Below are 26,996 nucleotides of genomic sequence, written 5' to 3'. Positions count from 1 at the left end.
AAGCAGGCGGGTCTTGTCGACACCCTCAACAACGCGAAGGACATCACGGTCTTCGCTCCGACGAACGACGCCTTCGCGAAGATTCCGAAGGCCGACCTGGACAAGGTCCTGGCCGACAAGGAGCAGCTGACCAAGATCCTCACCTACCACGTCGTCGGTCAGAGGCTCGCCCCGAAGCAGTTGGAGAACGGCTCCTTCGAGACCTTGCAGAAGGGCATGGTCACTACCATGGGCTCGGGTGAGGCCTACAAGGTCAACGGCACCTCGAACGTGGTCTGCGGCAACGTGAAGACCGCCAACGCCAACGTCTACATCGTCGACACCGTCCTGATGCCCAAGTAGCCCGTGCGAGCGGCGCCCCCGAAACCGGAGGCGCCGCGCTACGGTGCGGGTGTGGACCTCTTCACCCGATCCTGGACGGCGTTGCGCACGGCGGTCGCCGAGATCCCGGACCCGGACTTCGCGCGCCCGTCGGGCTGCGCCGGCTGGCTCGTACGGGACCTCGTGTGCCACCTCGTCATCGATGCCCAGGACGTCCTGATCACCCTCGCCACCCCCGCCGCGACGGAGCCCACGGTCGACGCGGTGACCTACTGGCACGTGGAGGAGCGGCCCCCGACCGGGGAGGACCCGCTCGACGCCCTCACCGTCCGGCTGGCCGCCGCGTACGGGGACCCGCACCTGCTCCGGTTCCACCTCGACGACATCGGCTCCGCCGCCGGCCGCGCTGCCGAACTCGCCGATCCGCAGGCCCGGGTGGGCACCCGCGACGAGGTCCTGACCGTGGCCGACTACCTCGGCGCGTACGTCCTGGAGTGGACGCTGCACCACCTCGACCTGATCGCCCACCTGCCGCATGCGCGGACCAGGCCGCCCGCGGAGGCCATGGCCCGCTCCCGCGCCCTGCTGGAGCGGATCGCCGGGGCGGCCTTCCCCGCCTCGTTCACCGACCGGGACGCGCTCCTGGTCGGCACGGGCCGCAGCGCGCCCACCGACGCCCAGTGCGCCGAACTGCGCGACGCGGCAGTGGGGTTCCCGCTCTTCCTCGCCTGACCCGCGGCCGTGCCGTGAGCGGGAGTCCCGTCCGGCGGGTGACGGCTCTGCGGCGCCTCGCGTGTATCCACGCCACCTCACCCACCTGCGGGTTTGCATCCGGCCGGGTCGACGAGCCCGAACGCGTGCGCGCCAAGCATGTGGCGTAGCGGGTGCGCCGAGTGGTGGAGGACCGGCTTGCCGGGGTGCGGGCACTGGTGAAGCATCAGATTACGGGACGTGCCGCCTGCGCATCGTGATGCGGGGATCCGCGGCGCGTCGTCCTTCTGCCTGCCTGCTCGACCTCATGAGGAGTGGCCATGGAAGACAGCCCGCTGAGCCGTCGACGGCTGTTGTGGGGTGCTGCCGGCGCGGCGGGCACGGCACTGGCCGCTGCCGGACTGCCACAGCTGCTGAGACCTGACGAGCAGGCGAAACCCGCGCTGCCGAGCCCCGGCGGCAAGGCCGCCGTCGCCGCGGGTCCGCCGGCGACACCGCGAAAGGACTCCTCGGTGGACTACGCCCCCGCCGTCTGGGTCGAGGCGTCCGAGTCCAACTACACGGTCTCCGACCGCCCCGAGGCGTATCCCATCGAATACGTCGTCATTCATCTGACAACCGACATTTTGCCGGTCATGTTCTCCAAGTTCAAGGACGCCGCCGAGCGGGTGTCCGCGCACTACATGATCAGCGCGAGCGGCACGCGGATCGCCCAATGCGTGCGCGAGCGGGACGTGGCCTGGCACTCCGGCAGCGTCTGGTACAACTACCGCAGCATCGGCATCGAACACGAGGGCTGGACCGATCAGCCGGTCTACACCGACAAGATGTACGAGACGTCCGCCGTGCTCACGGCCACGATCTGCGCGAAGTACGAGGTGCCGGTCGACCGGGACCACATCCTCGGCCACGTCGAGGTTCCGCTGTCCACTCACGACGACCCCGGCACCGTGTGGGACTGGGACAAGTACATGAACCTCGTCGAGACCGCGCGCCGGCGCATCAGGGCCTGACCGCGCGTCGGCCCGTCACGCGGGCTTGCCGTCGCCGTAGAGCCACGCGTCCCAGATCGTGTCGAGGTCCCGGCCCGCCCTGGCCTCCACGTACGCGGTGAAGTCCTCGGTGGAGGCGTGGCCGTGCCGGCGGCTCAGGGGCCAGCCCCGCACCAGGGCGCGGAAGTCCTCGTCCCCGACGGCCTGGCGGATCTTGTGGATCACCATCGCGCCGCGCACGTACACCGGCTGGCGGGAGATGTCCGAGGCGGTCGGCGGCTCCGCGGGCGGGAAGTCCCACTCGTCGTCGTCCGCGGCCTTGGCGTGGTTGCGGTCGAAGTGGTCCTGGGCGCTCGCCCCGCCGTGGTCCTCGGTCCACAACCACTCCGCGTAGGTCGCGAAGCCCTCGTTGAGCCACATGTCCCGCCAGGTCCGCGGGGTGACGGAGTTGCCGAACCACTGATGGGCGAGTTCGTGCACCACGTTGGTGGTGTGGAAGGCGGCGGCCGGAATGGTCGCCCTGGTCTGCGTCTCCAGGGCGTAGGGCACATCGGCCGCCCGATCGACGATCACCCCGGCGGAGGCGAAGGGGTAGGGGCCGAACCTCCCCTCGGCCCACTCCATGATCTCGGGGAACCGGCCGAGGACCGCTCCGTCCTCGTCCACGCCGGCGGTCGTGTCCATCGCCGACACGACGGGGATGCCCGACCGGGTCCGGGAGGTCTTGATGTCGTAGCTGCCGATGGCCACGGTCGCCACGTGGCTCGCCATGGGCTCGGCCTGGTGCCAGTGGAAGGTGGCGCGGTCACCGCTGGTGCGCCGGGCGCGGAGCACTCCGTTGGAGATCGCCTGCACCTCCTTGGGGACCGTGACGGTGATGTCGTACGAGGCCTTGTCCGACGGGTGGTGGTTGCCCGGGAACCAGGACATCGAGCCCGTCGGCTCACCGAACGCGACCGCTCCGTTGTCCGTCCTCAACCAGCCCTCGCGCCAGCCGTGGTCGTGGGTGATCGACTCGGGCTTCCCCTCGTAGTGCACGACGCTGCGGAAGGAGGCGCCCTTGCGCAGGTGGGCGGGCGGCCGCAGGGTCAGCTCCTGCCCGTCCTGGCGAACCTGTGCCGTACGGCCGTCGACCGTGGCGCTGCGCACCTCCAGGCCGAGGAGGTCGAGGTTGAAGGAGCTGAGGTCGGCAGTGGCCTTCGCGGTGATCTCGGCAGTGCCCTTGAGGTGGCCGCTGCCGGGGTCGTAGGCCAGGGTCAGGGCGTAGTGGGAGACGTCGTAGCCCCCGTTGCCGAGTTCCGGGAAGTACGGGTCACGGGCGCCCGCGGCGCCGGGGTGTCCGCCCCGGAACACCGCGGCGGGTGCCCGCGTCCCGGCGGTGTCCGCGCCCGTACGCGCACCCGCGCCGGCGCCGCCGCGCCCCTCGGACGCCGAGCACGCGGGGAGGGCGGCGAGCAGGCCCGCGACCGCGCAGGCGGCCAGACGTCCGGAAGTCTTCACGCAGCCGATCATGACCCAGGCCCCGGGCGCCCCGACCTCGCCACGCCGTGCCCGTGGCCCCTCCGGCGGGCACGGCGGGTACCGCGAGGCCCAGGAGCCGAGGGCCGGCCGGACGGCGCGCAAGCCGGCGTCCGACCCGGCGGGACGCGGTCCGCCGGGCGTCAGGTGCGGCCGACCGGGACGTGGGGCCGCCTGATCTCCTCCGGGTGGGCCGTGTGCAGCACGGCCTCCTCGTAGGCGACGGTGCCCGACGCGACGAGCGCGTCCAGGCCCGCCTCGAGGGTCTGCATGCCGTCGCGGTGGCCGGTCGAGATCATGTTCCGGATCTGGCGGGTCTTCCCCTCACGGATCAGGTTGCGGATCGCCGACGTGGCCACCAGCACCTCGAAGGCGGCCACCCGGCCCCCGCCGATCCGGGGGACGAGCGTCTGGTTGAGGACGCCGACCAGCGTGTGCGCCAGCTGCAGCCGGATCTGTGGCTGCTGCTCCGCCGGGAACGCGTCGACGATGCGGTCCAGGGTCTGCGACGTGTCGTTGGTGTGGAGGGTGGCGAACACGAGGTGCCCGGTCTCGGCGATGGTCAGGGCCGCGGCCATGCTCTCCGGGTCGCGCATCTCGCCGAGGAGCAGGACGTCGGGATCCTCGCGCAGCGCCGAACGCAGCGCGGCGGGGAACGAGTCGGTGTCGGTGCCGACCTCGCGCTGGTTGACCGCCGAACGCTTGTGCCCGTGCAGGTATTCGATCGGGTCCTCGATGGTGAGGATGTGCACCGACCGGTGCGTGTTGACGTGGTCGACGAGCGCCGCCAGAGACGTCGACTTCCCCGCCCCGGTCGGGCCGGTGACCAGTACGAACCCGCGCGGCTTGGCCGCCCACCCGACGGCGACCGGGGGGAGCCCGAGCTGCTCGGCCGACGGCACGTCGAACGGGATGATCCGCAGTGCCAGCGCCGACGCGCCGCGCTGCACGAAGGCGTTCCCGCGCAGCCGGGCCTTCTCTCCCCAACTGAACGCGAAATCGACCTGCTTCTCCCGGCGGAAGCGTTCCGTGAGTTCCCCGCCCAGGACCCCGGTCACCAGGCGATCGACGTCCTGCTCGGTCAGCGCGGGCCCCCGGACCGGTCGCAGGGTGCCGTCGACGCGGAGGAACGGCGCCGAGCCCGTGGTGAGCAGCAGGTCGCTGCCGCCCCGCGCCCACAGCTCACCGAGCAGCTGGTCGATGGTCGCAGAACTCGGCCCGGTCATGGTGGTCTCCAAGGTGGTGTGCTCGCTCATGGCAGGACCGTCCACTGCTTGACGGTGCCGGTGTGGCCGTCGAAGGACACGGCGGCCCGGACGAGCGGCCCGGACAGCAGGTCGATCCGGGTGCCGCCGAGGTGTGCGGTCGCCCCGCCGCCCCCGGCGGTGACGGTGTGGGTCACGGTCAGCCCGGCCAGTTGGGAGGCCCGGGTCAGGCCGCACGGTGCCAGGTCGAACCGGTCGGTCACCGGACCGCCCGCGCCGGGACGGACCGGCACCTCCAGTGCCCCGTCGACGCTGGTACAGGTGCTCCCGGGGAAGTCCACCGACAGCTTCACGGACCCCACGTCGCCGTCCTCGTGGTGCGCCACCTGCAGGACGACGCGGTCGAGCGGCCCGGTCGCGTCGGCCGGTGCCGGCGGGGCGTAGCCGCCGAGCGTGAGGGACGCCCGGCCGCCGCCGGGGACGGTGGCGTCCGTGACGTCGACGGGCGCGCCGGGAGCGGGGGGTGTGAACCCCGTGTTCGCGGTGACCGACGCCGGCTTCCCGAACACGGCCGGATAGGTCGTGAACAGCACCGGCTCCGGTGGGATTCCGATCACCGGGCGCAGGTGTCCGGCGGCCGGGCCGATGCCGAGAGCGATCGTCCGGGCGATGATGCCGCGGGTGACGACCTGCGAGCCGACCTGGCTCATCGACAGGTCGACGGCAGCGGTCGGCGCGTAGACGGTGCCGTTGACCAGCAGCCGGCTGTGCCGGGTGGCGGTGTCGGCGTCGTCGGTCGACTTCAGCACCGGGCAACGGCTGCCGGTGGTGAGGCAGCCGGTCAGGGCCCTGATGGACGGGGCCCGGAAGACGATGTCGAGTTCGACGCCGTCGAGCTCTGCGGCGGCGTCGGTACCGCCCGCCCCCAGCCTCACCGCATGGTCGACGGCCAGCCCGGACAACTGGCCGCCGTTCGTGACCCCGCAGACGCCGAGGTCGACCACGTCGACACCGAGTGCCCCGTCACGCGTGGTCAGGGCGTGCTGCGCGTCGCAGGCGGTACCGGTGCCGGAGACGGTCAGGGCGGCCGTGGGTGGCTGCGCCGCGGGGGGACCGGTCGGGGAGGGCGGCGCCGCGGCGCCCGTCTCCTGGTGCGCCACGCGCAGCAGGACCTTGTCGATCACCGCTCCCGCCGGCAGGGGCGGCATCGCGAAGGCACCGAGCCGGATCGACGCGGACGGGGTGGCCGTGGACAGCCTCGCGGACGCGGTGGCGGTGTCGATCGCCTGCGCGTTCTGCGGGTCGAGGAACGCCGCGGCCGCGGGGGTGGCGGTGCCGGCGGCCTGGGTGGGCCGAACCGTGACCGGAGGACGGTGGGCCAGTTCCAGGCTGACGCCGTCGAGCTGGGCGGTGGCGGCGGTGCTGCCGGCGCCGAGGGCGGCGGTGTAGGTCACGACCAGGCCGGTCAGCTGTGCGGGGTCGGTCAGCCCGCAGGCGGCCACCAGGTCCAGGGTGTCGGTGCCCAGGGCGCCCTGGTGCGCGGTGAGCTTGTGCGGGGTGGTGCAGGAGCGGGGCAGGCCGGGGCCGGCCAGGGTCACTTCGGCCGACGGCGGAGGCCCCCCGGAGGCCCCCGGATCGCCGCGGTGCGCGACGTGCAGCAGGACCCCGTCCAGGACCGAGCCGGCCGGCACCGCAGGGGAGTCGTAGCCGCCGAGGCTGATGCCGGCGGTCGGCGTCGTGACCGGGTCGAGCGTGGCCCGAGCCGTGTCGGTGCCGTCGATCGCCCGGGCGTCGGCGGCGCGGACGAACGTCGTCGACGAGGCGTTCGTCGCCGGCCGGGGCGCGGGCGGGTCGTACACGACTTCGAGCCACATGCCGTCGAGGGAGTCCGCGCCCGCGGTGCCGCCGGCCTTCATTCCGGCGGTGTAGGTCGCGGTCAGGCCGGTCAACTGTGCGGGGTCGGTGATCCCGCACGCCTTCAGGTCGATCCGGTCCTCACCGAGGGCGGCCCGGGTGGTGAGCGGCAGACGGGTGCACCGGCCGCCGCCGCCCGCGGGGGTGACCCCGAGGCTGGGCGCCGCCGCGTCACCGGTCTCCTGATGCGCCACCCGCAGCACGGCGGAGTGGACCGTCGACCCCGCCGGCAAGGGCGGCCGGCCGAATCCGGCGAGGGTGATCGACGCGGCGGGGGCCGCCTCGGTCAGAGCGGCGCCGGCCACCGACGGCGTGGGCTGTTCGCCGATCTCCAGGGCGTTGTCGGGCGCGGTGCCGGTGGCGGTGAACCCGGTCGAGGCGCTCACGGCGGTCGGCTTGAACGTGACCGGTGTGCGGTAGGCGACCTCCAGCCAGATGCCGTCCAGGCGTTCCGTGGCGCCGCTGCCGCCGCTGTCCAGGGTGGCGGTGTGGGTGACGGCCAGGCCGCTGAACCGGGCCGGGTCGCCGAGCCCGCACGCGGCCAGCAGGTCGATCGGGGGATCCGTGGCGAGCTTCGTGTTCCGGGGCAGGTCGTCGGTGCGGCAGGTGACTCCGCCGACGGTGGTGGTGACCTGCACCGCGCCGGGAGCGGTCAGGTCGCCGTCCTCCTCGTGCCTGACGTGCAGGGAGGCGCTCGTGATGACCGAGCCGGGCGGCACCTGCGGGGTGAAGCCGGCGAGCCGGATCGAGGCCGACGAGCGTTTCACCGGGTCGAGGACGGCGTCGGCCGTGCAGCTCGCGGTGCCCGCCGGCTGCGCACACCCCGGCAGGGTCGGCCGTTCGCCGCCGGTCAGGGCATGGCCCGGGTCGGCGAAGCCGGTGTTCGTTACCACCGCGGTCGGCTTCAGCGTGTGTGACGGCTTGGGAGGCTGCACCCCGTACACCGCCACCTGCTGCGCGTCCGGGACCACCGGGGCACACAGTTCCACGTGTCCGCGGTCGACCTGGAACCGGCTGCCACCGCCCATCATGACCTCGACGCCTTCGGGCCGCGTGGTGTCGCACCCCCCGGGGTCGGGGACCTTCGGGCGGGTGGGCGCTGCGGGGTCCCAGCCCGCCGGCGTGCCGCCGACCACGTCGACCGTGGGGTCGTCCACGGTCCAGACCGCGTCGGGGCCGGTGAAGGTGAAGTCGAAGTAGTGGACGCCCGGTTGCAGCCACACCACGATGCCCGGGCACGCTCCGCCGGTGAGGCGGGTGAGGGCGCGGGCGTCGTCGTAGTGGCCGGGCCGCAACGCCACCAGCCAGGAGCCGGGGCCGCTGCCCGGGCCGGGGCACGCGGGCACCGTCCGCCGGACCGGGACGGCCGTCGCCGGCGGGGTGTGGTCCGGGTCGGCGCCCACGGCCTCGTCGGCGGGGGCCGGCGGGGTGTCGTCGGCGCAGGAGCGCACGTACGGCGCCTGGGTCGGGGCCAGCCGGACCTGTGACACGGCGCCGGAGCAGTTGCCGACGGCGGACACGTCGCCCGACACGACCATCGAGGCACCGGCGCCGGTGGTGATGTCCGAGCGGGAGAACACGCTGCCCTGCACGCGCAGTCCGGGCGTGGTCACGTGGATGCCGTCCCCGTCCGCCGTGCCCAGGCTGCGCAGCGCGTCCTGGGGCTGCGTCGCGCGCGTGGCCGCCGCGGACGCGTTGAGGGGGTCGCAGTGGACGATCATCTGTCGGCCGTTGATCGGCGGGGCGGTGTAGTCGGCGCACGGGTTGCCCCGCGCGAAGTTCTCGATCGCGAGCTGTGTGGCACCGTCCGCGCTGTAGTCCCGTTTGCCCTGGTCGACGTAGGCGCCCGCGGTTTTCAGACCTGTGGCGGCGAAGGACAGGACCGACACGGTGACCAGGCTGAAGACGACGATGAAGGCCAGCGCGAGGACCAGCGTCGCGCCCTGTTCGTCGTCGCGCCGGCGGCGCGGGTGGGGGCGGCGGCGCGGATTCTGGCGGCCGGTCATGACGAGCTCGATCGTCGGACGGCGGTGAGCACCGTCGGGGGCACGGCGGGATCGCTCTGCACGGTCAGTGTTACCTCCATGGGCGAGGTGCACGAGGTCTCGGCACCGCAGCTCAAAGTCACCGGACGGGCCGGTGCGGCGGGGCCGAACCGGCCCAGCACGGTGGTGACGACACCCGCGTCGGTGCACGTCACCCGCCGGAGGGCGCCGGCCGGCCGGTCGTAGGTGTAGACGACGTCGGCGCCGGGCCGGCTCAGGTGGACGATCACGTCGGCGATCCCGCAGGCGGGGTCGGTCGTGACGCCGTCCGCGCTGCGTACGTCACCGTAGAAGTAGCGGCCCAGCGCGCCGACCGCGGTGGTGGCGGCCACCCGCTGCTCGGTGCTCGCGGTGAACCGCAGCCCGAGGACGATCGCCCGGGGCAGCAGGAGCCCGATGATGCCCAGGATGACGATCGTGACCAGCAGCTCGGTCAGGGTGAACCCCGACTCAGGTCGTCCGGTGGTCCGTCGGGTCGTCATGACGGCATCGACTCCCGCTTGACCACTTCGAGGGTCGCGTCCCCGACGGGGTGCGGGCCCGCCGTGTGCACGGTGAGCGTTACCTTCTGCACTCCGGTGTCGGCCGTCGGGCAGGCCGGGCCGAACGCGCCCACCCCGTCCCAGTACTCGACCTCGACGGTCAGGGTGTAGCCCTCCGGCGGCGTCGGAGTTCCGTAACCACGGGCGCAGGACGCGTACGGGGCGCTGACGACCTTCTCGGCGGCGCTGCGGACGACCGAGTCGGCGGTGGTCACCTTCTGCTGCCGGTCCGAGCTGATGATCGCGGTGCCGATGCCCCCGAAGACGGCCGCGAAGGCGATGCCCATGAGCACCAGGGCGACGAGCACCTCGACCAGGGTCTCGCCCTCCTCACCGCGGGGGCGCCGCGGGCGGCGCGCCGGGCCGGTCACTGGACTTCGACCTGGTTGTAGACGCCGTAGATCGCCGAGAGCAGGGCGACGGCCACGAACCCGACGACGACCCCGACCATGATCACGATGGCCGGCTCGAACAGGCTGGTCAGCCGCTTGAGTTTGTGCTGCAGTTCCTTCTCGTAGAACTCCGACACGTGTCCGAGCTGGTCGTCGAGGGTGCCGGTCTCTTCTCCCACGCGCATCATCTGGGTGACCGCCCCGGGGAACAGCCCGGTGCGGGCGATCGGCCCGGAGATGCCGCCGCCTTCCAGCATCTCCACCCGGGCCTTCCCTATGGACCGTTCGTACACCAGGTTGTCGGTGCCCGAGGCGGCCAGGCCGAGCGCCTCCGGGATCGGCACGCCGGCCTTGATCATCGAGGTCAGGATGCGGCAGAAGCGTTCGATGACCATGTAGCGCACCACATCGCCGACCACTGGCAGCACGAGCAGGAACCGGTCGCGCAGCCTGCGTCCCCGCTCGGTCCGCAGGGCGGCGATCACCGCCGCGACGAGTGCGACGAGCACGCCGATGACGACCGGGTACCAGACCGTGACGAAGTCGGTGAAGCCCAGCAGGATCCGGGTCGGCAGCGGCAGTTCCGCGTTGAAGGACTCGAAGAACAGCTGGAAACGGGGCAGCACGAAGATGACGAGGACGAGGATGACGGCGACGGCCAGGGCCATCACCAGGCTCGGATAGGTCAGGGCGGAGCGGATGGTGCGCCGGCCCTCGACGTCGCGTTCGATGTAGCGGCCCAACTGGGCCATCACCACGTCGAGTTCACCGGTGGCTTCGGCCGAGCGCAGGACGGCGACGTAGAAGGGCGGGAGCGCCCTGGTGTGGACGGCCATCGCGCCGGCGAAGCTCTCGCCGAAGCGCAGCGAGTCCATGACGTCGACGAGCAGCCTCGCCAGCTTCTTGTCCTTGGTCTCGGCGCGGATGATCTCCAGGGCGTCCAGAATGGGCACTCCCGCCCTGATGAAGGCGGCCATCTGGCGGGAGAAGTTGCTCAGTTCGACCAGATCGACCTTGGCCGCGGTGAGTTCGAGCTGCAGCAGGTTGCGGCCCGCGATCGTGACCGACCGCACGTCGTAGCCCTGCCGGGTCAGGCTGTCGGTCACCCCCTCGACGCTGGAGCCCGTGAGCTCGCCGGTGGCCCGTTTCCCGTCCGCGCCGACCGCGACGTACTTGAAGGTGGCCATGCCGATGCGCTCCTGGTTTCAGGTGTCAGAGGTTCACGTGGTCGGTGTTCGGGGGGCATCAGGCGCAGTCGCCCGGGCGCGAGACGGCCTAGGCCACGTACACGCTGGACATGATTTCGGCGATGGTCGTGACCCCCTCTTCCACCAGCCGGACGCCTCCGTCCAGGAGGCTGTCCATGTGCTGCTCGCGCGCGGTCCTGCGCAGGCTGCTGATCGGTGCCTTCTCGACGAGCAGCCGCTTGACCGTGTCGCTCATCACGAGCAGTTCGAAGACGCCGATCCGCTCCTGGTAGCCGGTCCGGGAGCAGAAGGTGCAGCCCCGGCCCTGCCAGAATTCGATGTCGGCCGACCCGCCGGCCTTCGTGAAGAAGGCCAGTTCGTCCACGCCCGGCCGGTAGGGCTCGCGGCATTGGTCGCAGATCCGCCGGACCAGCCGCTGGCTGACCACTCCGGCGACCGTGGAGGTGATCAGGAACGGCTCGATGCCCATGTCGGTGAACCGGTGCAGCGCGGAGCAGGCGTCGGCGGCGTGGATGGACGACAGGACGAAGTGGCCGGTGAGAGCGGACTCGACCGCGATCCGCGCCGTCTCGCCGTCCCGGATCTCGCCGACCAGGATCACGTCGGGGTCCTGCCGCAGGATCGAGCGCAGTCCGGTCGCGAACGTCACGCCCGCCTGCTCGTTGATCTGGATCTGGTTGACCGACGGGACCACGTACTCCACCGGGTCCTCGATGGTGGTGATGTTGCGCTCGCTCTGGTTGAGCTCACCGAGCGTGGCGTACAGGGTGGTCGTCTTGCCGCTGCCGGTCGGTCCGCCGCAGGCGACCATGCCGTAGGGGGAGCGCAGCAGGGACGAGAACCGTTCGTAGGTCGCGGTGGGCATGCCCAGCTCGGCCAGCCGCAACAGGGTGCGGTTGCTGTCGAGCAGCCGCAGGACCGTCTTCTCGCCCCAGATGGTGGGGGTGGTCGCGACCCGGATGTCGACCGACCGGCCGTCGATCTCGGTGGCGATCTGCCCGTCCTGCGGCCGCCGCCGGTCGACGATGTTCATATTGGCCATGATCTTGATCCGGCTGACCACGGACGGGCCCATGTTCTCCGGCAGGCTCAGTACGTCGTGCAGCGCGCCGTCGATGCGGTACCGGACCCGGACCCGGTCGCCGTGCGGTTCGATGTGGATGTCCGAGGCCCGGTCGCGCAGGCCCTGGGTCAGCATGAGGTTGACCAGGTGCACGACCGGGGCGTCCTCGCTCACCACCCTGGCCCCGGAGGCGGCGCCCCGGCCGGCCTCGGTCGCCTCGAAGGCCTCGACGAGGCTGCCGACCCCGGTCAACGCCCGGTAGGCGCTGTCGATCGAGCGCCGGATGTCGGCGGGAACCGCGATCGCCAGCCGCACCCGATCCGGCGCGACGGCACGGCCGACCTCGTCGAGCACGCGCGGGTCTCCCGGGTCGCCCGCGGCGATCAGCAGCGTGTCCCCGGTCCGCCGTACCGCGACGACCCCGAGCGAGCGGGCCAGTGCCTCCGGCACCCGGGCGGCCGCCTCGGGATCGGGTTCGCTCTGGCGCAGGTCGGCGACCGGCACGCCGAGTCGAACCGACAGCGCCTCGACCAGCGACCGTTCGTCGACCATGCCGAGCTCGACCAGCAGGGTGCCGAGGCGCTTGCCCGAGGCCGACTGCTGCAGGAGCGCCTCGTCGACCTGCGCCGGGGTGAGCAGACCACGCTGCACCAGCAGTTCCCCGATGCGCGGCCCCTCGTATCCCGCGGGCGAGGGCTCCGCCGTGGACGGCTCCTCGCCCGCCGCCGCACCGGGCGGGGTGCCGTCCTCGCCCACCGGGTCCGTCGTCGCCGCGCGGCGCCGGAGAAGTCGATGACTCGCCAAGGAACCCACCCCTTACGCACATTCGCAGCACTGTCAGTCATTGATTAGTCAGCAAGATACTACAGAACGCCGTCGCGGCTTTCCGTGCTCCAGGGGTGGGTGCTCGCCCCTGGGTCGCCCCTTGTGGACCCATCGCCCGATCAGTAGTCTGCCGCTGATTAATCAGACTGTTACTAGCACTCGGTCCTGTTGGACCGGTGGCCGTAGATGGAGAAAGATGTCCACTTATCTGCAAGGCGCGTTGCGTCGGCGAATGCGCACACGGCACGAGACGGCGGAAGCCGGCTTCACGCTCATCGAGCTTCTCGTGGTCATCGTGATCCTCGGCATCCTGTCCGCCATCGTCGTCTTCTCCGTCCGGGGCATCAACGACAAGGGCCAGGGCTCGGCGTGCAAGACCGACAAGGTCACGATCCAGACCGCGGAAGAGGCGCACTTCGCCACCAAGCAGAAGTACGGCGACATGGGTGAGCTGGTGACCGGCGGGTTCCTGTCCAGCCCTTCCCTCTGGCACAAGGTCACTCCGGGCGAAGGGGGCAAGACCTATGCCGTCGCCCTCGCGGATTTCCCCGAGGGTCAGACGAACCCCTGTACCGGCTTCTGACGCGAGGCCGTTCTCGCCGGGCGGTATCGGAAGTGCCGCCCGGCGAACCGCTGCCGGCGGCCGGGTCGTCGCCGGAACCATCGTCGTGAAAGTACCGGTATTGACTGGTACGCGCGGTACGGCAGCATGACGACCATGTCGTTCATATTCGTTGTGATTTTCGGCCTGTTGGGGCTCGCGGTGGGGTCGTTCCTCAACGTCGCCGTTTCCCGAGTGCCGGCCGGCCTCTCGGTCGTGCGCCCCCGCTCCGCGTGTCCGCGATGCGCCACACCGATCGCGGCCCGGGACAACATCCCCGTCGTGTCCTGGCTCCTGCTGGGCCGGCGCTGCCGCGCCTGCCGGGTGGCCATCCCCGCGCGCTACCCCCTCATGGAGGCGCTCACCGCGCTCCTGTTCGCCGCCGAGGCCCTGCGCTTCGGCTGGTCGGAAGCCCTGCCGGCCGTACTCGTCTTCACCGCAGGACTACTGGCCCTGGCCGCCTGCGACGCCGAACGGTTCCTGCTCCCGCGCCGGCTGCTCTACCCCACTCTCGGCCTCACCGCCGCCCTTCTGCTCACGGCCGCGGCGGCCACCGGCCAGTGGCATCGGCTCGGCGTGACCGCGGCCTGCGGAGCGGGCGGATTCGCCGTCTTCTTCGCCCTGCACTGGATGCGGCCGGCCTGGCTCGGATTCGGCGACGTACGCCTGGCCGGCCTGCTCGGCACCGGGCTGGGCTGGCTGGGTCCGTGGTACCTCGTCCTCGCGCTGCTGGCCGGCAGCGCCACCGGGTTGCTGGTGGGTATCGCGCTCATGGCGGCCGGACGGGCGACCCGCCGAACCCGCCTCCCCTTCGGCCTGTTCCTCGCCGCCGGCGCCATCGCCGCCCTCCTCGTGGGCGCGCCCGTCGTCCACTGGTACGAGAGCATGAGTGACCCGTACGCGACGGGTGCGCCGCTCACGCCGGTCCGCGACTGACCGTCACCACCGGGGGGGGCCGGGCACGGGGTGCCTCGTGGGACCGCCCGCCGGACGGCAGATCCGCGTGTTCTCCCGGGATCCGGTCCCCGCGCCAGCCTTTTTGGCTCGGGGCTCGGTCGGCATCGCAAATACCACCGGCGATCCTTACCCTGGTTACCATGAAGGAACCTGATCTTGATCTGCCGCTGGCCGAGTGGATCGTGCTCGCCATCGTGGCCGAACGGCCGAGCCACGGCTTCGCCGTCGCAGCGCTCACCGCTGAGGGCGCGGAAATCGGTGAGTTCTGGTACGTCTCGCGGCCCATGGTCTACCGGTCGATCACGCGGCTTGCGGAGCGCGGACTGATCACGCCGGTCGGCGCGGAGGAGAGCGATCGGGGACCGCAGCGCATGATCTACGCCGCCACCCGCTCGGCGAAGACGACGGTCGGCCGGTGGCTCAGCGAACCCGTGACGGAACTGTTCGACGTCCGGGCCGAGCTCACGTGCAAGCTGCTGCTGCTCCAGCGCCGCGGTACCAGCCCGGCCCGCCTGGCCGAGCGCCAGCGGGCCGTCATCGACGAGATCGAGGAGTCGCTCCGCGTCAAGGAGCTCGCCGCCGGCGACCACATCGCCCGCGCGAACTACGCCCTGCGGCTGGAACACGTCCGTGCCGCGCGCCGGTTTCTCGACGCCGTCGACGTCGAGAAGCCGGCGCAGCGGGCCGTCAAGACCGGCTGAGGTCACGCGCGGGTGCCGGACGGCGGCACCGGGAAGGGCTCGGCGACCGCGTCATCGCGATCGCCGAGCCCTTCCCGCACATCAGCGGGTCATGGGCGGCCGCCGGGGGCGGCCCGTCGCCTAGGGCACCTCGACGACGGTTTCGCAGGAGCCGCCGGACACGACCGAGTCCGTACCCGGGAGCGTCGGACCGCCGTTGGCGTCGCCGGCGCAGACGTCCGCGCCGCTGCCGCCGGAGAGGGCGTCGCTGTCGGCGCCGCCGACCACGGTGTCGTTGCCGTTGCCGCCGGAGAGCGCGTCGTTGCCGGCCCCGCCCCGGACGGCGTCGCTGCCGTCGCCGCCGCTGACGGCGTCGTTGCCGTCACCGCCGTCGATGTAGTCGTTGCCGCTGCCGGCCGACACGGCGTCGTTGCCGCCGAACGTGCAGATCGTGTCGTGCCCGCCGTTCCCGCTGACGGCGTCGTTGCCGTTGCCGGTCACGATCACGTCGGCGCCGCTCGTGCCGTTCACGATCCCGTTGCCGGTGATCGTGGCGGCCAGACCGTTGCAGCCGGCCGAGACGTTGATCGTCACGGTGGCGACGTTCGAGTCGACCGTGCCGTCGGTCGCCTTGTACGTGAAGCTGTCGCTGCCGACGTAGCCACCGGCGGGCTGGTAGCCGAACGAGCCGTCCGGGCCCAGGGTCAGGGTGCCGTGCGCCGGGCCGGTCACGAGCGAGGCCGTCAGCGGGTTGCCGTCGGGATCGGTGTCGTTGCCGAGAACGCCCGGAGCGGCGACCACGAGGGAGGTGTCCGCCCCGACGTGGCCGTAGGCGTCGTTCGCGGCCGTCGGCGTCCGGTTCGTGGCGTTGAGCAGCACCGAGGCGTCCTTGACGAACGTCGCCGAGCTGTTGCTGTTGGCCGTGACGACATCGGGACGCCCGTCGCCGTCGAGGTCGGCCACCGCAGCGGCCTGCGGGTTGCTTCCGCCGTTGAGCCCGAAGGCGAGCGGGCTGCCGAACGCACCCGTGCCGTCGCCCTCGAGCACGACGACCTGGTGCGAACCGGCGCTGGAGGCGACCAGGTCGACGTGGCCGTCGCCGTTCACGTCGGACACGGAGGCGGAGGTGAGGTTCGACCCCGCCGACAGCAGGTTCGCGGTGCCGAAGCCGCCGGCGCCGTCGCCGAGCAGGACGGCGAGGCGCCCCGGCGTGCCGGGCGCCACGACGACGGCGTCCTGCTTGCCGTCCGCGTTGACGTCGGCGAGCCTGAGCCGGGAGGGCAGCGTCGTACCGGCCGAGACGTTCGAAGCCGTGCCGAAGCCGCCGTTTCCGTCACCCGGCAGCACGGAGAGGGTGCCGGCCGACGCGTTCGACGTGACGAGGTCGAGGTGGCCGTCGCCGTTGAGATCGGCGGCCGCGATGCCCTGTGGGCCGGTGCCGCCGTTCAACCCGAACTGCGCCGCCGCACCGAAGGTGCCGTTGCCGTTGCCGAGCACGACCGCGACGTTGTTCGAGTTCGCGTTGGAGGTCGCGAGGTCCGGCTTGCCGTCCTCGTCGAAGTCGCCCACGGCGACGTCGCCCGGGAGGCGCACGACACACGGGTTGTCGCCCGTGGTGTCGCACCCGGGCGTCGGGTTGAGCTGCACCGCCGCTCCGGCGCCCAGAGCGCCGGAGCCGTCGCCCAGCCAGACCAGGGCGACGTTGCCGCGCGCGTCCTGGCTGACGACGTCCTGGTGGCCGTCGCCGTTGACGTCGCGGATCACGGCCGAGTTGAGGAAGAGGCTGGTTCCGGTGAGCGGTGCCGGGTACGTGGTCACGGCGCCGAAGCCGCCGCCGCCCGAGCCGAGGAAGACGCCGAGGCCCTCGGCGCGGATCGCCGTCACGAGGTCCGGCGTCCCGTCGTTGTCGAGATCGCCGATCGCGACGGCGGTGCTGCCGCGGCCGTTGTCGTCGAGGTTCGCCGCGGTGGCGAAGCCGGTCGTGTTGGCGCCGGTCGCCGTGGCCGGGGCGGCGGCCATCATGACGGTCGCCGCCGCGAGGACGAGCGCCGGAATCCGGCGGCGCCGACGGCCCGTGACCGCGACCGGGCCGCCGTCCTGAGTGAACTGACGGCGTGGGGATCTGTGCATGGGAGAGGACCCTCCTCAGGGCCTGGGGGAGTGGGACGATGCAGCTGGTCAGTGGGGGAGGACCGGGGCGGGACCGTCGGCCGGGCGGTGCTCCTGCCCGGCCGACGGTCCGCCCCCCGGGGTTCCGGAACGGCCTAGTAGCCGTAGGCGGCGAGGGTCCCCTGGATGGTGAAGTCGTAGTCCCAGTCGCTCGCGAAGAGGTCGCTCCAGACGGCCGCCGCGCCGGCGTTCCCGCCGTTCAGGGCGACGCCGTACTGCTCGATGTCCCCGTAGCCGGAGTACGCGCTCGGATTGACCTCGGTCCAGGTGTTGGGGTCATTGGCCGTGGTGCCGTTCAGTGAACTCGACGTCCAGCTCACGTTCACCACGTTCGACTTGGCGACGAGACCGAGCTGGGTGTTCCCGCCGGCGTTCGCCGTCACCGCGCCGCGCACCTGGCTGATCCCGGATTCCAGGCGCACCTTGCACGCGGTGCCCGCGCTGTCGCAGGCGCTTCCCCGGAACACGTTCTGGCCCGGCCCGCTGTCGGTCCAGGTGAAGCCGTTCTGCACCAGCGCCTGCTTGGACGCCGCACCGAACGGGGCGGAAGCCGGGTCGGCGACCGCGATCCGGTTCCCGCTCGTCCCGAGCCAGGTCACCACGGCCGGGATCGTCGTGGGCGCCCCGCCGGAGACCGGCGACGCGTCACACCGGGGCGACTGCGCCTTGCCGTTGCCGCTGCCATTGGCGTCCGCGCCGAGCGCCAGCGGGGGACTGGCGGCGTTGGACGGGTCGTCGCCCTTGGTCGAGCCCGCCCAGCTGCCGTTGCAGCTGTAGATCGCCAGGCGCCCGATCGCCACGAGGTGCCTGCTGGTGACGTCGCCGTTGCACTCGACGCTCCCGCTCGCCGTGCACGTGCCGCCGTCCGAGGTCGGGATGACGGCGTCCACGTTGGTCGCGTCGGCCGAGAGGAACGCGTCGATGTGCAACGGACCGTCGACGCAGTTGTTCGACGACGAGGGGTTGCACGTGGTGTAGGGGCCGGCGCTCTTCAGCTGCTGGCGCAGGCTGCCCGAGGTGATCCCCCGCATCGTCGACGTGTCGATGGCGGGCTTGTTCCAGAACCCGCCGACCTGCGATGCAGGGTTCGCCGTGAACGGCGTGAACGACTTGAGCGTCGCGATGTGGCTCCGCATGTCCTTCAGGGCGGGGTACATGTTGTTCGCGACGCCCACCTCCGAGTTCGTCGTCGCGGACGCCGCCGGGGCCGTGGCGGTGATCAGCGCCGTCGCGAGGGCACCCACCGCGAAGGCGTTGCGCACCCGGCGCAGCGCGGTGCGGGCCGACTTCGGACCGCTTCGAGCGCGACCGAATCTTGTTTGCATCTGCTACTCCTTGTCGATCTGGTTGGCGGCGGCCGCCGGACGGGCACCGTGCTGGTGGGGTCGGGCGAATTCCGGAAACCCATGGGCATCTGCGGGGTTTCCGGCGTGAACGTGCCGCACGCGCCTAGATGGTGCTCACGCCGGAGCCCGGTAGTCAATCGTTGACAACCGTGCTCGCGGTGGATGTAATGCACCCATCCGGACTGCAACGGGCCTGGTGGGTGCGTCACTTCGACCCACTGCGCGAGGCAGGCAAGAGGCTGACGGCACGATGGGCAGAGGCGTGGTATGGCACGGTTGAGCAGACGGTCGGGCTCGCGCGCGATCAGGCGGGGTGCGCTGGTTCTCGCGGTGGTCGCGGTGGTGCTGGGCGTGGTGATGTGGGTACGCGGCGGGTCGGACCCGGCCGCCCGGGCCCAGCGGCCCGATCGCGAACTGTGTACGCCGGGCACCCCGCGCTCCGTGCTGTGCCCGAACAACAAGGGCTTCGAAGCGCAGGAGTACGCCACGCACGGCGACGCCTTCGACTGCATCAACTTCGCCACTCAGGCGGATGCCCAGGCGGTGCTGCGGGCCGACCCCGGCGATCCGAACCGCCTCGACGGCGGAGGCGGCGTCGCATGTCGCGGACTGCCGGAACCGCGCGACACCGAACCGGTTCCACAGGTCGCCCAGCGGTTCACCTGCGCTGCGGGCGACACCCGGAGCGCACTGTGCCCCCAGCCGGAGCGAGCCTTCAACGCCCGCTACTTCCTGCGCTACGGCAACGACGCCTACGACTGCCCGGACTTCGCCAGCCAGGCCGACGCGCAGGCCGTCCTGCGCTTCGCACCGGCCGACCCCAATCGCCTCGACGGCGAAGGCAAGGGCATCGCGTGCCCGGACCTGCCGGGCCCCAAGGACGTCAAGCCCGTCCGACGGTGAACACCGTGACGCGGCACCGGCGTGCGCGGGTGCACGGGCCGGACGTGACCCATCGATCGAAGGAAACCCCGACTGTCATGACACCGGATCATCGCCTGTTCCCCCTGCGCACCAGACGTCAGGACGGCTTCACACTCATCGAGTTGCTCGTGGTCATCGTGATCCTGGGCGTCCTCGCGGCCATCGTGGTGTTCTCCGTCCGGGGCATCGGCGACAAGGGTCGCAAGGAGGCGGTCGCAGCGGACGCGGCCACGCTGCGCACGGCGGAAGAGGCCTACTGCGCGAAGCACGGACACTACGGGACGATCGATGACCTCAAGGCGGACGGGCTGCTGACCGGCGAACCGGTCTACAACATGGTGGCGGTCGGTCAGGAGAGCAAGTGCGGCCGGGGCGCGAAGTCGTCCTTCACGCTGTACGACAACTCGCCGACGCAGCACACGGCGAAGCCGATCGCGGTCGGCGCCAATGCGACCGACCTCGCGGTCGACGAGAAGGCCGATCGCGTGTACGTCGTGTCCAACGCCGGCAGCGTCGGCAGCACCGTGACCGTGATCGACGGCAAGACCGACGAACCGATCGGCACTCCGATCGACCTCTCCGGCGCCGTGTCGAACCCGACCCGGATCGCGGTCAACTCCGGTACGGGCCACGTCTACGTCGGCGGCAACGACAGCGTCGCGGTCATCGACACGGCGGGCGGCAATCAAGTGACCCGCGTCGCGTTCCCGGTGGCCGTCAGCGGTCTGGCCGTCTCGCCCGAGAACGGCGACGTCTACGTCGGCGGAGGCGTCGGAGGCAACTCGGTGGTCTCCTACATCCCGTCCGGTGCCTCGTCGGCGACGCGGATCCCCCTGCCCGGTGCGGGAATCGCGGCCGCAGCCGTCGGCATGGAGTTCACCTTCGACCCCGCGCGGCACATGGTGTACTTCGCGAAGTCGGGTACCGGCCTCGGAACGAGTCCCCACAGCGGCCTCTACGGCATCTCGACACAGACTCATGAGGCCCGGCTCGTGGCGGAGCTCGAGACGAAGGCAACGGCCTGCAGCGTCAGCAACTACGGACACCTCATCCCCAACACCGTCAGAGGCGCGACGGTCCTCGATCCGAACCGCAACCTCGTCTACCTGTTTGCCTCCAGGTGTGTTCTGGACCCGACCGGTACCAATGGACGGAGGAACGTCGGGACGACGATCGTCATCAACCCCGACAACGGCAGTTCCACGGCGATCGATGAAGAGCCGGGATCGACCTACGGTCACCTCTTCGCGGTCTACAGTCCCTCGGCGGCGTCGGTCTACCTCTTCTCCAAGGGCAGCTCGGACCTGCCGGAATGCCCCAAATCCGGGGGTCGCCTCTTGCGCATCGAGGGGGCGGAGGCCAAGAACGAGGCGCCGGCCTGCGAAGTCTCGACTGCGCTCGCCAATCCGGCACACAAGGTCGCCGTGCTGAAGAACTTCAACAGGGTTTTCGTACCGCGCTATTACGCGGACGGCGCCGCACCGGGCGGCATCGGGGTGACCGACGGCACCGTGATGCTGACGCAAGCTGCGCTCGGCGCCCCTCGCCACTTCGGGTCGCTGGCCGTGAACGACACCACGGGCAAGCTGTACGCGATCGATCCGGCGAACAAGACGGTCGAGGTGTTCCGGACAGGAGCGGAGTAGGACCATGGCGGACCAGCCGCGCAACCACCACGAGAGCCGGAGCCACGGGCTACGGCCGGGTCGTCGCACCGCGGGCGCGGCGGTCGGTGTGATCGTGGCGATCACGCTCGCCGCGTGCGCCGGCCATGGCCCCGCCGAGCCCACCTTCGATGTCTCTCCGTACGTGCACAAGGGGCACGTGGTCGACTGCGAAGCGTTCAAGGCCCAGGCGGACGCGCAAGCGGTGCTGCGCGCCGACGCGCTCGACCCCAACGGACTCGACCGGGACGGCGACGGCATCGCGTGTCCGAACCGCCCCGGTCCGACGGACAAGAAGCCGGTCCACCGGGACTTCATGACCGACGTGGACGGCGCGCCGATCATCGAGCCGATCAAACCGCCGCCGACGTAGCGACGGTGCGGTCAGACGAGGTCGAGCAGTTCCGTGTGTACGACGGCGTGCCCACGGTGCTCGTCCGCAAGGTGGATCTGGAGGATCCAGTGGGCCCGACACCCCTGCTCCAGCGTCCGGCGCAGGGGCCGGTCGTTCTCCGCACAGATGAACACCTCCGGCCGTGTCGCCTCCGCGTGCGGGGCGGGCGCGGTACCGGTCAGCCGACCGCAATGCCGGGCGGCCAGGCTCCGGCCGGCCCTGGCCGCCAGGGCGCGGACCTTCGCGTACAGCTCGCGGCCGGTGATGGAACCGTCGGCCCGGAAGGCATCCCGGGCCCCGGTGGCCACGGCGGTCAGATCGTGCACGAGGCGCCGGCGCACGGGAGCGTCACCGAGGGCCACGGTCCGGGCGAAGCCCGTCTCGTACGGGGCCAACAGCGACTCGAAGTCCAGTACGACCAGGTCCTGTGCGCCGATCACCCGTTCCGGCCACGAGCCGCCCACCACGGTGTTCGGCCACGACCGTACGAACCTGCGGCGGACCCGGCCCGCCCGTACGCCGAACACCTCGCGGGCGATCAGGGCGATCCGGTTGTCGACTTCTTCCTCGCTGCGGCCCGGCTTGATCACCTGAGTGTCGAGCACGTGCGCGAACAGGCGCTGCGCCATGCGCTGGCCCTCCAGCAGGTGCAGGGCGCGCAGCCCCACGTCCGTCCGGTCCAACGTCGCCATCGTGTGTCCTCGCTGTCAGCCCGTGCCCGCGCCGCTCGCTGCCGGGCCCGCGAGCTGGGGTGGTGACCGACCGGCGCTCAGGGAGGAGCCCTGACCGCCTGGGCGAACCTAACAGCGGGTGCCTGCGCGGCATCACCGGTGGATCATCCAGCGCTCGGCCGCTACCGACCGCCCGTGCTGGTCCGTCGTACGAGGGCCGGTGCGCGCGACCACGACCGGGCTGCCGGGGATGACCTCCCGCCCCTGCCCCCGCCCCGTCGGGGGCGGTGGCAGGGGCGGGGGCGGGAGCTGCGTCCCCGCGGTGGGTCAGCAGGTGCGGTGGCGGTAGGCCTTGGAGCCGGGGGCCGACACGTCCAGGTCGCGCTGGACGATGGCGAGCTTGGAGCCCCAGGCGGAGCAGGCCTTGTTGTAACCGGAGTTCTGGTACTCGATGACGAACACGCGGTTCGCGTAGGCCTTCGCGAAGTCGCCGCACTCGTCGTACTGGCCGCACTCCTCGGCGACGGCGAAGTCGAAACCGATCTTCGCCCGGTCGGGGAGCAGCTCGGCGGTGTTCTTCTGGCCGATGGCGAGGCCCGCGGCGTGGGCGCGGTCGGCGAGCATCTTCGCGAAGGCGGCGTTGTGCGCCTTCGTCAGCCGTCCGCCCGAGCGCGAGAAGGAGTCCAGGTTGTCCGGCTCGACGGCCTGGTAGCCGCTGCGGGCACAGCCGGTGATCCAGTCGCCGACGACCTTCGCGAGCCGGGTGCGCTTGTCGGCCGTCGAGGTGTCGAGGAGGGCCTCGCCCCAGTCCTCGTCGACGACCGGGCGCCGGGCGGAGTCGCGCAGGACGAGGTCGGGGTGGTTCTTCTGCCACCAGTCCAGGGCGTCGGGTTGGGCCTGGAAGGCGTTGATGTAGCAGACGTTGTACAGCCCGGCGGCGGGCGGGGCGGAGCGGTCGCGGGAGACCGCGCGCACGCCCTTGGGCAGTGTGTAGGGGGCGCCGATCTGGTAGTCGAAGGACATGTTCGCCGCGGGCAGGCGCGGGGCGGCGGCCTGGCCGGCGGAGGCCTGGGAGAGCATCAGGCCCGCTCCTACGGCGACGGCGACGCCTGCGGCCGCTGCGGCCAGAGTGGCCTTGCGGCGCAGGAAGGGTGTGGGGGAGTGCTTCGGCACGCGTTCTCCTGTGCGAGGTGCGATGGGGTGTTCGCATCCTGCGGGAGTGATCGTGAGGAATCGATGAGGCGCGGGTGGTGCCCCCGGCGGCTTCGCCGATCAGGCGGTATCCGGGAGCGGTGCCGGGCCGGACCGGGCGGGGCTCCGTCCCAGGGGTCAGACCGTGCCGGCGGTGTGGGCGGGCCGAGCGGTTAGGTCGTTCCGGCGGTGTGGGCGGGCCGAGACGTCACGCCGTGCCGGCGGTGCGGGCGGGCCGACGGGTCACACCGTTCCGGAGGCGTGTGCGGGGCCCGTCTCGCCGGGGGCCAGCGAGAGGCGGACCAGGGTGCCCCCGCCGGGGCGGAGGTCGGCCGTGAGGCCGCCGCCGTGCGCCGCGGCGATCTCACGGACCAGGGACAGGCCGATGCCGGTGCCACCGCCCGGGGAGCGGAAGCGTTCCGTCAGGTCGGGCAGGTCGGCGGCCGCGATGCCCGGGCCGCGGTCGGCAACGGCCACGGTCGCGCCGCGGACCATGACGTGCACCTCGGCGAGGCCGGCGGCGGGCCCGGGCCCCGGGGTGCGGCCGTGGCGCAGCGCGTTGTCCAGGAGGTTGCGGACGGCGATGCGGACGAGCGCGGGGTCGGCGGTGACGACGGAAGCGTCGAGGGAGGTGGTCACCACGTGCGGGCCGGCCGCCAGTTCCTCGCAGGCCTGCTCGACCAGCTGGTCGAGCCGCAGGGGGACGGCGCGCAGGTCCGGTCCGGCGGCCTGGAGGCGGCCGCGGGTGAGCACGTTCTCGACGACGTCCGTCAGGCGCTCGGTGGCCCGGCGGATGCGCGGCAGGTGCGGGTCGAGGCCGCGCGGATCGGTGCCCGCGATGTCGACCGAGCTGCGCATGACCGCGACCGGGGTCCGCAGCTCGTGGGCGGCGTCGGCGAGCACCCGCTCCTGCGCCTCCAGCGACTGCCAGGCCGGGCGCAGGCTCCGGCCGGACAGCAGGTGGCCCGTCGCGGCGGCCAGGGCGGTGAGCAACCCGGCTCCGACGAGGACGGAGGTGGCCAGCCGGCGGTGCTCGGCCATCCACTGGGACGGGTCCCCGACCACCACGACCGCACCACGCACCTCCTGCGTCTCGTCGTGGTGGAAGGGCCGGGCCAGCAGGTAGGCGGTGGCGCCGCGGGAGTCCGGTTCCTCGGCCCGCACCGTGTCGTCGCGGTCCATCGCGGTGCGGGCGAGCGCGGTCAGCCGGTCCTCGCCCAGGGCGGGGTCGGCCGGTCCCGGGGAGGTGAAGACCAGGCGCAGGGCGTCGCCGGGCGCCGCGTGCAGCACCCGTACGCGGGGGGTGCCGCGGGTGTGCTCGTCGTCGTGGAGGCCGTCGAGCTGGAGGCCGGCGTCCGTGTAGTAGATGAGCGAGGTGCTCACGGCGGCGCGCTGGTCCATCTCGTCGTACGCGGCGGCGCGCCAGGAGCGCTCGTCGGTGCGGATCACCATCCAGGACAGGGCGCTGACACCGGCCAGGGTGATGAGGGTGTAGGCGAGGGTCAGCCGGAGCTGGAGCCGGCGCAGCCGCCGGTGGGCCGGCGACCGCCGACGTCCGGCCCGCCCGGGAGCCGGGCCGGGTGCCGGGACGGAGCGCGTCACCGGGGTCCCCGGCCGTCGGCGTCGGCGCCCTCGCCGTTGCTCTCGCTGTCGCCGCCGAGCAGGAAGCCGTGGCCGCGGACGGTGCGGATCAGCGGCGGCGGACCGAGCTTGCGCCGCAGGCCGGCCATGACGGCGTCGACGACGTTCGAGACGGGGTCGGCCATCTCGTCCCAGCAGTGCTCGACGAGTGCGGCACGGGTGACCACCGTCTCCCGGTGGACGAGCAGGTGCCGCAGGACGGCGTACTCCTTGTGGGTCAGGGTGAGCAGGATCCCGTCCCGTCGCACCTCGCGGCGGGCCGCGTCCAGCTCCAGGTCGGCGTGGCGGAGGTGGACGGGGAGCCGGTCCCCCGCGCGCCGGGCCAGGCTGCCGACCCGCATCACGAGCTCCTCCATGGCGAAGGGCTTGGGGAGGTAGTCGTCGGCGCCGGAGTGGAAGCCGGCGACCCGGTCGGAGACGGTGTGCAGGGCGGTGAGGCAGAGCACGGGGGTCGTCCACCCGGAGCGGCGCCGCTCCTCCAGAGCGGGGAGGGTGTCCCCGGAGGGCAGCATGCGGTCCAGGACGACGCAGTCGTAGGCGTTCAGGTCGAGCAGGAAGTCCGCCTCCGGCCAGTCGTGGACAGCGTCGACCGCGTAGCCGGCGGCCTTGAGGCCGGCCGCCACGACCTCGCGGAGGTCGGGTTCGTCCTCGACCAGGAGTACGCGCATGTGCAGTCCGCCCTTGTTCGCGCTGAACGGGAGGACATAGTAAACAAGCCATGGCCAACGCTTTACCGTCCGGCGTCACGGCGGTCCGCCCGTGCCGGTCCGGGGCCCCCGCCTCGGGCGAGCGGAACGTGCTCAAGGCCCCGGGTCCGCCCGGGACGGTCGAGCACCTCGGCGGACCGGATCCGCGCCCGTGCCGACGCGACCGCGGCCCGTCGCCCGGAGGCCCGTGGATCGAGCCCGAAGGCCGTCAGGTGCGAGCGGAACGCTTCTTCGAACACCCTCCCGAAGCCTCCAACTGCCGTGCGAAGCAGCTGCGTTGCACGTCGGGGGAGTGGTCGCGGCGCGGCCGCAGAGGCGTATCGTGCCTCTGTGCCCGCTGAACTGATCCGTATCGTCTCCCGCGACTCGCCGATGGCCCTGGCCCAGGTGGAACGCGTCCGTGCCGAGCTCGCCGCCCTCCACCCCGGGATCACGACCACCGTCCTGCCGGTGAAGACCACCGGCGACCGGTGGATGGGCGACCTCGCCCAGGTGGAGGGCAAGTGCGCCTTCACCAAGGAGGTGGACGCGGCCATCCTCGCGGGTGACGCCGACCTCGCCGTCCACTGCGTCAAGGACGTCCCGGCCGACCGGCCGCTCCCGGCCGGGACCACCTTCGCCGCGTTCCTGGAGCGCGACGACATCCGCGACGCCCTCGTCCACCCCGACGGGCTCACCCTCGACCGGCTGCCGCCCGGCACCCGCATCGGGACCTCCTCCGTGCGCCGGACCGCCCAGCTCGCCGCCTCCCACCCGCACCTGACGTGCGTACCGATCCGTGGCAACGCGAACTCCCGCCTCGACAAGCTGGCCCGCGGCGACGCCGACGCACTCCTCCTGGCCGTCTCCGGCCTGCACCGCATCGGCCGGTCGGACGCCATCACCGAGGTCATCTCCACCGACACCCTCATGCCGCCCATCGGAGCGGGCACCCTCGCCCTCCAGTGCCGCCAGGACGACACCGACCTCATCGACACCGTCAGCGCCCTCGGTCACCCCGACACCCACCGCGAAACCCTCGCCGAACGCATGCTCCTGCACGTCCTCCAAGGCCACTGCAACAGCCCCATCGCCGGCTACGCGCGCGCGGAACGCAGCGGAGACCTGTCCCTGCGGGCCTCGGTGTTCACCCCCGACGGCAAGACCGTCCTCAACGCCCACGAGTGGGCCGGCCGCCTCGACCCCGCCACCCTCGGCACCTCCGTCGCCGTCGCCCTCCTGCGTCAGGGCGCCCGCGAGGTCATCGACAGCATCCCCCACTGACCCGGCGGCCCGGCCGGCCCGACCCGGCCCGACCTGGCCGGACCCGGGCCCG

General features: G+C 72.1%; 23 protein-coding genes. 10 read left to right on the top strand and 13 right to left on the bottom strand.

Annotation, left to right across the window (positions count from 1 at the left end; translation table 11 throughout):
• From AB0O53_RS22840 to AB0O53_RS22830, 3 genes are all read left to right on the top strand, one after another.
• A partial coding sequence (locus tag AB0O53_RS22840) for a fasciclin domain-containing protein (RefSeq protein WP_365197845.1) occupies positions 1-342 on the top strand: 342 nt, incomplete at its 5' end.
• A 51-nt stretch (positions 343-393) separates the two neighbouring features.
• Complete coding sequence (locus tag AB0O53_RS22835; protein ID WP_351001884.1) at positions 394-1,053, top strand: maleylpyruvate isomerase N-terminal domain-containing protein; 660 nt, start codon at positions 394-396, stop codon at positions 1,051-1,053.
• A gap of 299 nt (positions 1,054-1,352) precedes the next feature.
• The gene (locus AB0O53_RS22830; RefSeq protein WP_365197842.1) at positions 1,353-2,045 is read left to right on the top strand and encodes an N-acetylmuramoyl-L-alanine amidase; all 693 of its coding nucleotides are present in this window, start codon (positions 1,353-1,355) and stop codon (positions 2,043-2,045) included.
• A 15-nt stretch (positions 2,046-2,060) separates the two neighbouring features.
• Here AB0O53_RS22830 and AB0O53_RS22825 read toward each other — a convergent pair whose 3' ends face one another.
• From AB0O53_RS22825 to AB0O53_RS22795, 7 genes are all read right to left on the bottom strand, one after another.
• On the bottom strand, positions 2,061-3,536 hold the full coding sequence (locus AB0O53_RS22825) for a M1 family metallopeptidase (RefSeq protein WP_435886668.1): 1,476 nt from the start codon (positions 3,534-3,536) through the stop codon (positions 2,061-2,063).
• Positions 3,537-3,685: 149 nt separating this feature from the next.
• Positions 3,686-4,798 carry a type IV pilus twitching motility protein PilT gene (locus AB0O53_RS22820; protein ID WP_365197836.1) on the bottom strand — a complete coding sequence of 371 codons (1,113 nt, stop codon included), beginning with the start codon at positions 4,796-4,798 and terminating at the stop codon, positions 3,686-3,688.
• Positions 4,795-8,667, bottom strand: coding sequence for a hypothetical protein (locus AB0O53_RS22815; protein ID WP_365197833.1), 3,873 nt, complete (start codon positions 8,665-8,667; stop codon positions 4,795-4,797). The genes AB0O53_RS22820 and AB0O53_RS22815 overlap by 4 nt, the downstream gene beginning before the upstream one ends.
• On the bottom strand, positions 8,664-9,188 hold the full coding sequence (locus tag AB0O53_RS22810) for a type II secretion system protein (RefSeq protein WP_365197830.1): 525 nt from the start codon (positions 9,186-9,188) through the stop codon (positions 8,664-8,666). Before AB0O53_RS22810 ends, AB0O53_RS22815 begins: the two co-directional genes overlap by 4 nt.
• Positions 9,185-9,619: a DUF7285 family protein gene (locus AB0O53_RS22805; protein ID WP_365197827.1), complete on the bottom strand. Its 435-nt coding sequence runs from the start codon at positions 9,617-9,619 to the stop codon at positions 9,185-9,187. The genes AB0O53_RS22810 and AB0O53_RS22805 overlap by 4 nt, the downstream gene beginning before the upstream one ends.
• Positions 9,616-10,827 carry a type II secretion system F family protein gene (locus tag AB0O53_RS22800; protein WP_365197824.1) on the bottom strand — a complete coding sequence of 404 codons (1,212 nt, stop codon included), beginning with the start codon at positions 10,825-10,827 and terminating at the stop codon, positions 9,616-9,618. Before AB0O53_RS22800 ends, AB0O53_RS22805 begins: the two co-directional genes overlap by 4 nt.
• Before the next feature lie 88 nt (positions 10,828-10,915).
• Complete coding sequence (locus AB0O53_RS22795) at positions 10,916-12,715, bottom strand: GspE/PulE family protein (RefSeq protein ID WP_365197821.1); 1,800 nt, start codon at positions 12,713-12,715, stop codon at positions 10,916-10,918.
• A gap of 253 nt (positions 12,716-12,968) precedes the next feature.
• Here AB0O53_RS22795 and AB0O53_RS22790 point away from each other — a divergent pair, with 253 nt between their 5' ends.
• The 3 genes from AB0O53_RS22790 to AB0O53_RS22780 all read left to right on the top strand — a co-directional run bounded on the left by AB0O53_RS22790 (position 12,969) and on the right by AB0O53_RS22780 (position 14,995).
• Complete coding sequence (locus AB0O53_RS22790; RefSeq protein WP_351001902.1) at positions 12,969-13,319, top strand: type IV pilin protein; 351 nt, start codon at positions 12,969-12,971, stop codon at positions 13,317-13,319.
• 126 nt (positions 13,320-13,445) lie between these two features.
• Entirely contained in the window at positions 13,446-14,273 is an 828-nt protein-coding gene (locus AB0O53_RS22785) for a prepilin peptidase (protein ID WP_365197818.1), read from the top strand.
• A gap of 161 nt (positions 14,274-14,434) precedes the next feature.
• Positions 14,435-14,995, top strand: coding sequence for a PadR family transcriptional regulator (locus tag AB0O53_RS22780; RefSeq protein WP_365197815.1), 561 nt, complete (start codon positions 14,435-14,437; stop codon positions 14,993-14,995).
• A 120-nt stretch (positions 14,996-15,115) separates the two neighbouring features.
• On the opposite strand, the gene AB0O53_RS22775 is transcribed toward AB0O53_RS22780, so the two are convergent.
• Positions 15,116-17,104, bottom strand: coding sequence for an FG-GAP-like repeat-containing protein (locus AB0O53_RS22775; protein WP_365197812.1), 1,989 nt, complete (start codon positions 17,102-17,104; stop codon positions 15,116-15,118).
• 134 nt (positions 17,105-17,238) lie between these two features.
• Positions 17,239-18,468: a type 2 periplasmic-binding domain-containing protein gene (locus tag AB0O53_RS22770; protein WP_365197809.1), complete on the bottom strand. Its 1,230-nt coding sequence runs from the start codon at positions 18,466-18,468 to the stop codon at positions 17,239-17,241.
• A 297-nt stretch (positions 18,469-18,765) separates the two neighbouring features.
• Here AB0O53_RS22770 and AB0O53_RS22765 point away from each other — a divergent pair, with 297 nt between their 5' ends.
• The 3 genes from AB0O53_RS22765 to AB0O53_RS22755 are packed head-to-tail and all read left to right on the top strand — an operon-like array spanning position 18,766 to position 21,450.
• A complete protein-coding gene (locus AB0O53_RS22765) occupies positions 18,766-19,392 on the top strand; it encodes a hypothetical protein (RefSeq protein ID WP_351001912.1) in 627 nt (208 codons plus the stop codon).
• Positions 19,389-21,059 carry a prepilin-type N-terminal cleavage/methylation domain-containing protein gene (locus tag AB0O53_RS22760; RefSeq protein ID WP_365197806.1) on the top strand — a complete coding sequence of 557 codons (1,671 nt, stop codon included), beginning with the start codon at positions 19,389-19,391 and terminating at the stop codon, positions 21,057-21,059. Before AB0O53_RS22765 ends, AB0O53_RS22760 begins: the two co-directional genes overlap by 4 nt.
• A 4-nt stretch (positions 21,060-21,063) precedes the next feature.
• Positions 21,064-21,450 (top strand): excalibur calcium-binding domain-containing protein, encoded by a 387-nt coding sequence (locus tag AB0O53_RS22755; protein WP_351001915.1) that lies wholly within the window; start codon positions 21,064-21,066, stop codon positions 21,448-21,450.
• Positions 21,451-21,461: 11 nt separating this feature from the next.
• Here AB0O53_RS22755 and AB0O53_RS22750 read toward each other — a convergent pair whose 3' ends face one another.
• From AB0O53_RS22750 to AB0O53_RS22735, 4 genes are all read right to left on the bottom strand, one after another.
• Complete coding sequence (locus AB0O53_RS22750) at positions 21,462-22,163, bottom strand: M24 family metallopeptidase (protein ID WP_351001917.1); 702 nt, start codon at positions 22,161-22,163, stop codon at positions 21,462-21,464.
• Between the two features lie 306 nt (positions 22,164-22,469).
• The gene (locus AB0O53_RS22745; protein WP_365197802.1) at positions 22,470-23,315 is read right to left on the bottom strand and encodes an endo alpha-1,4 polygalactosaminidase; all 846 of its coding nucleotides are present in this window, start codon (positions 23,313-23,315) and stop codon (positions 22,470-22,472) included.
• A gap of 261 nt (positions 23,316-23,576) precedes the next feature.
• Positions 23,577-24,935: a sensor histidine kinase gene (locus tag AB0O53_RS22740; protein WP_350997583.1), complete on the bottom strand. Its 1,359-nt coding sequence runs from the start codon at positions 24,933-24,935 to the stop codon at positions 23,577-23,579.
• Positions 24,932-25,642 (bottom strand): response regulator transcription factor, encoded by a 711-nt coding sequence (locus tag AB0O53_RS22735; RefSeq protein ID WP_365197799.1) that lies wholly within the window; start codon positions 25,640-25,642, stop codon positions 24,932-24,934. Before AB0O53_RS22735 ends, AB0O53_RS22740 begins: the two co-directional genes overlap by 4 nt.
• Positions 25,643-26,011: 369 nt before the next feature.
• Here AB0O53_RS22735 and hemC point away from each other — a divergent pair, with 369 nt between their 5' ends.
• The gene (gene hemC, locus AB0O53_RS22730; protein WP_365197797.1) at positions 26,012-26,944 is read left to right on the top strand and encodes a hydroxymethylbilane synthase; all 933 of its coding nucleotides are present in this window, start codon (positions 26,012-26,014) and stop codon (positions 26,942-26,944) included.
• Positions 26,945-26,996: the final 52 nt, after the last annotated feature.

It is taken from the genome of Streptomyces erythrochromogenes (assembly GCF_040684695.1).
GTDB lineage: Bacteria > Actinomycetota > Actinomycetes > Streptomycetales > Streptomycetaceae > Streptomyces > Streptomyces erythrochromogenes_C.
The sequence above is the reverse complement of the archived record's forward strand: the minus strand, read 5'-3'. Positions and strand labels throughout refer to the sequence as shown.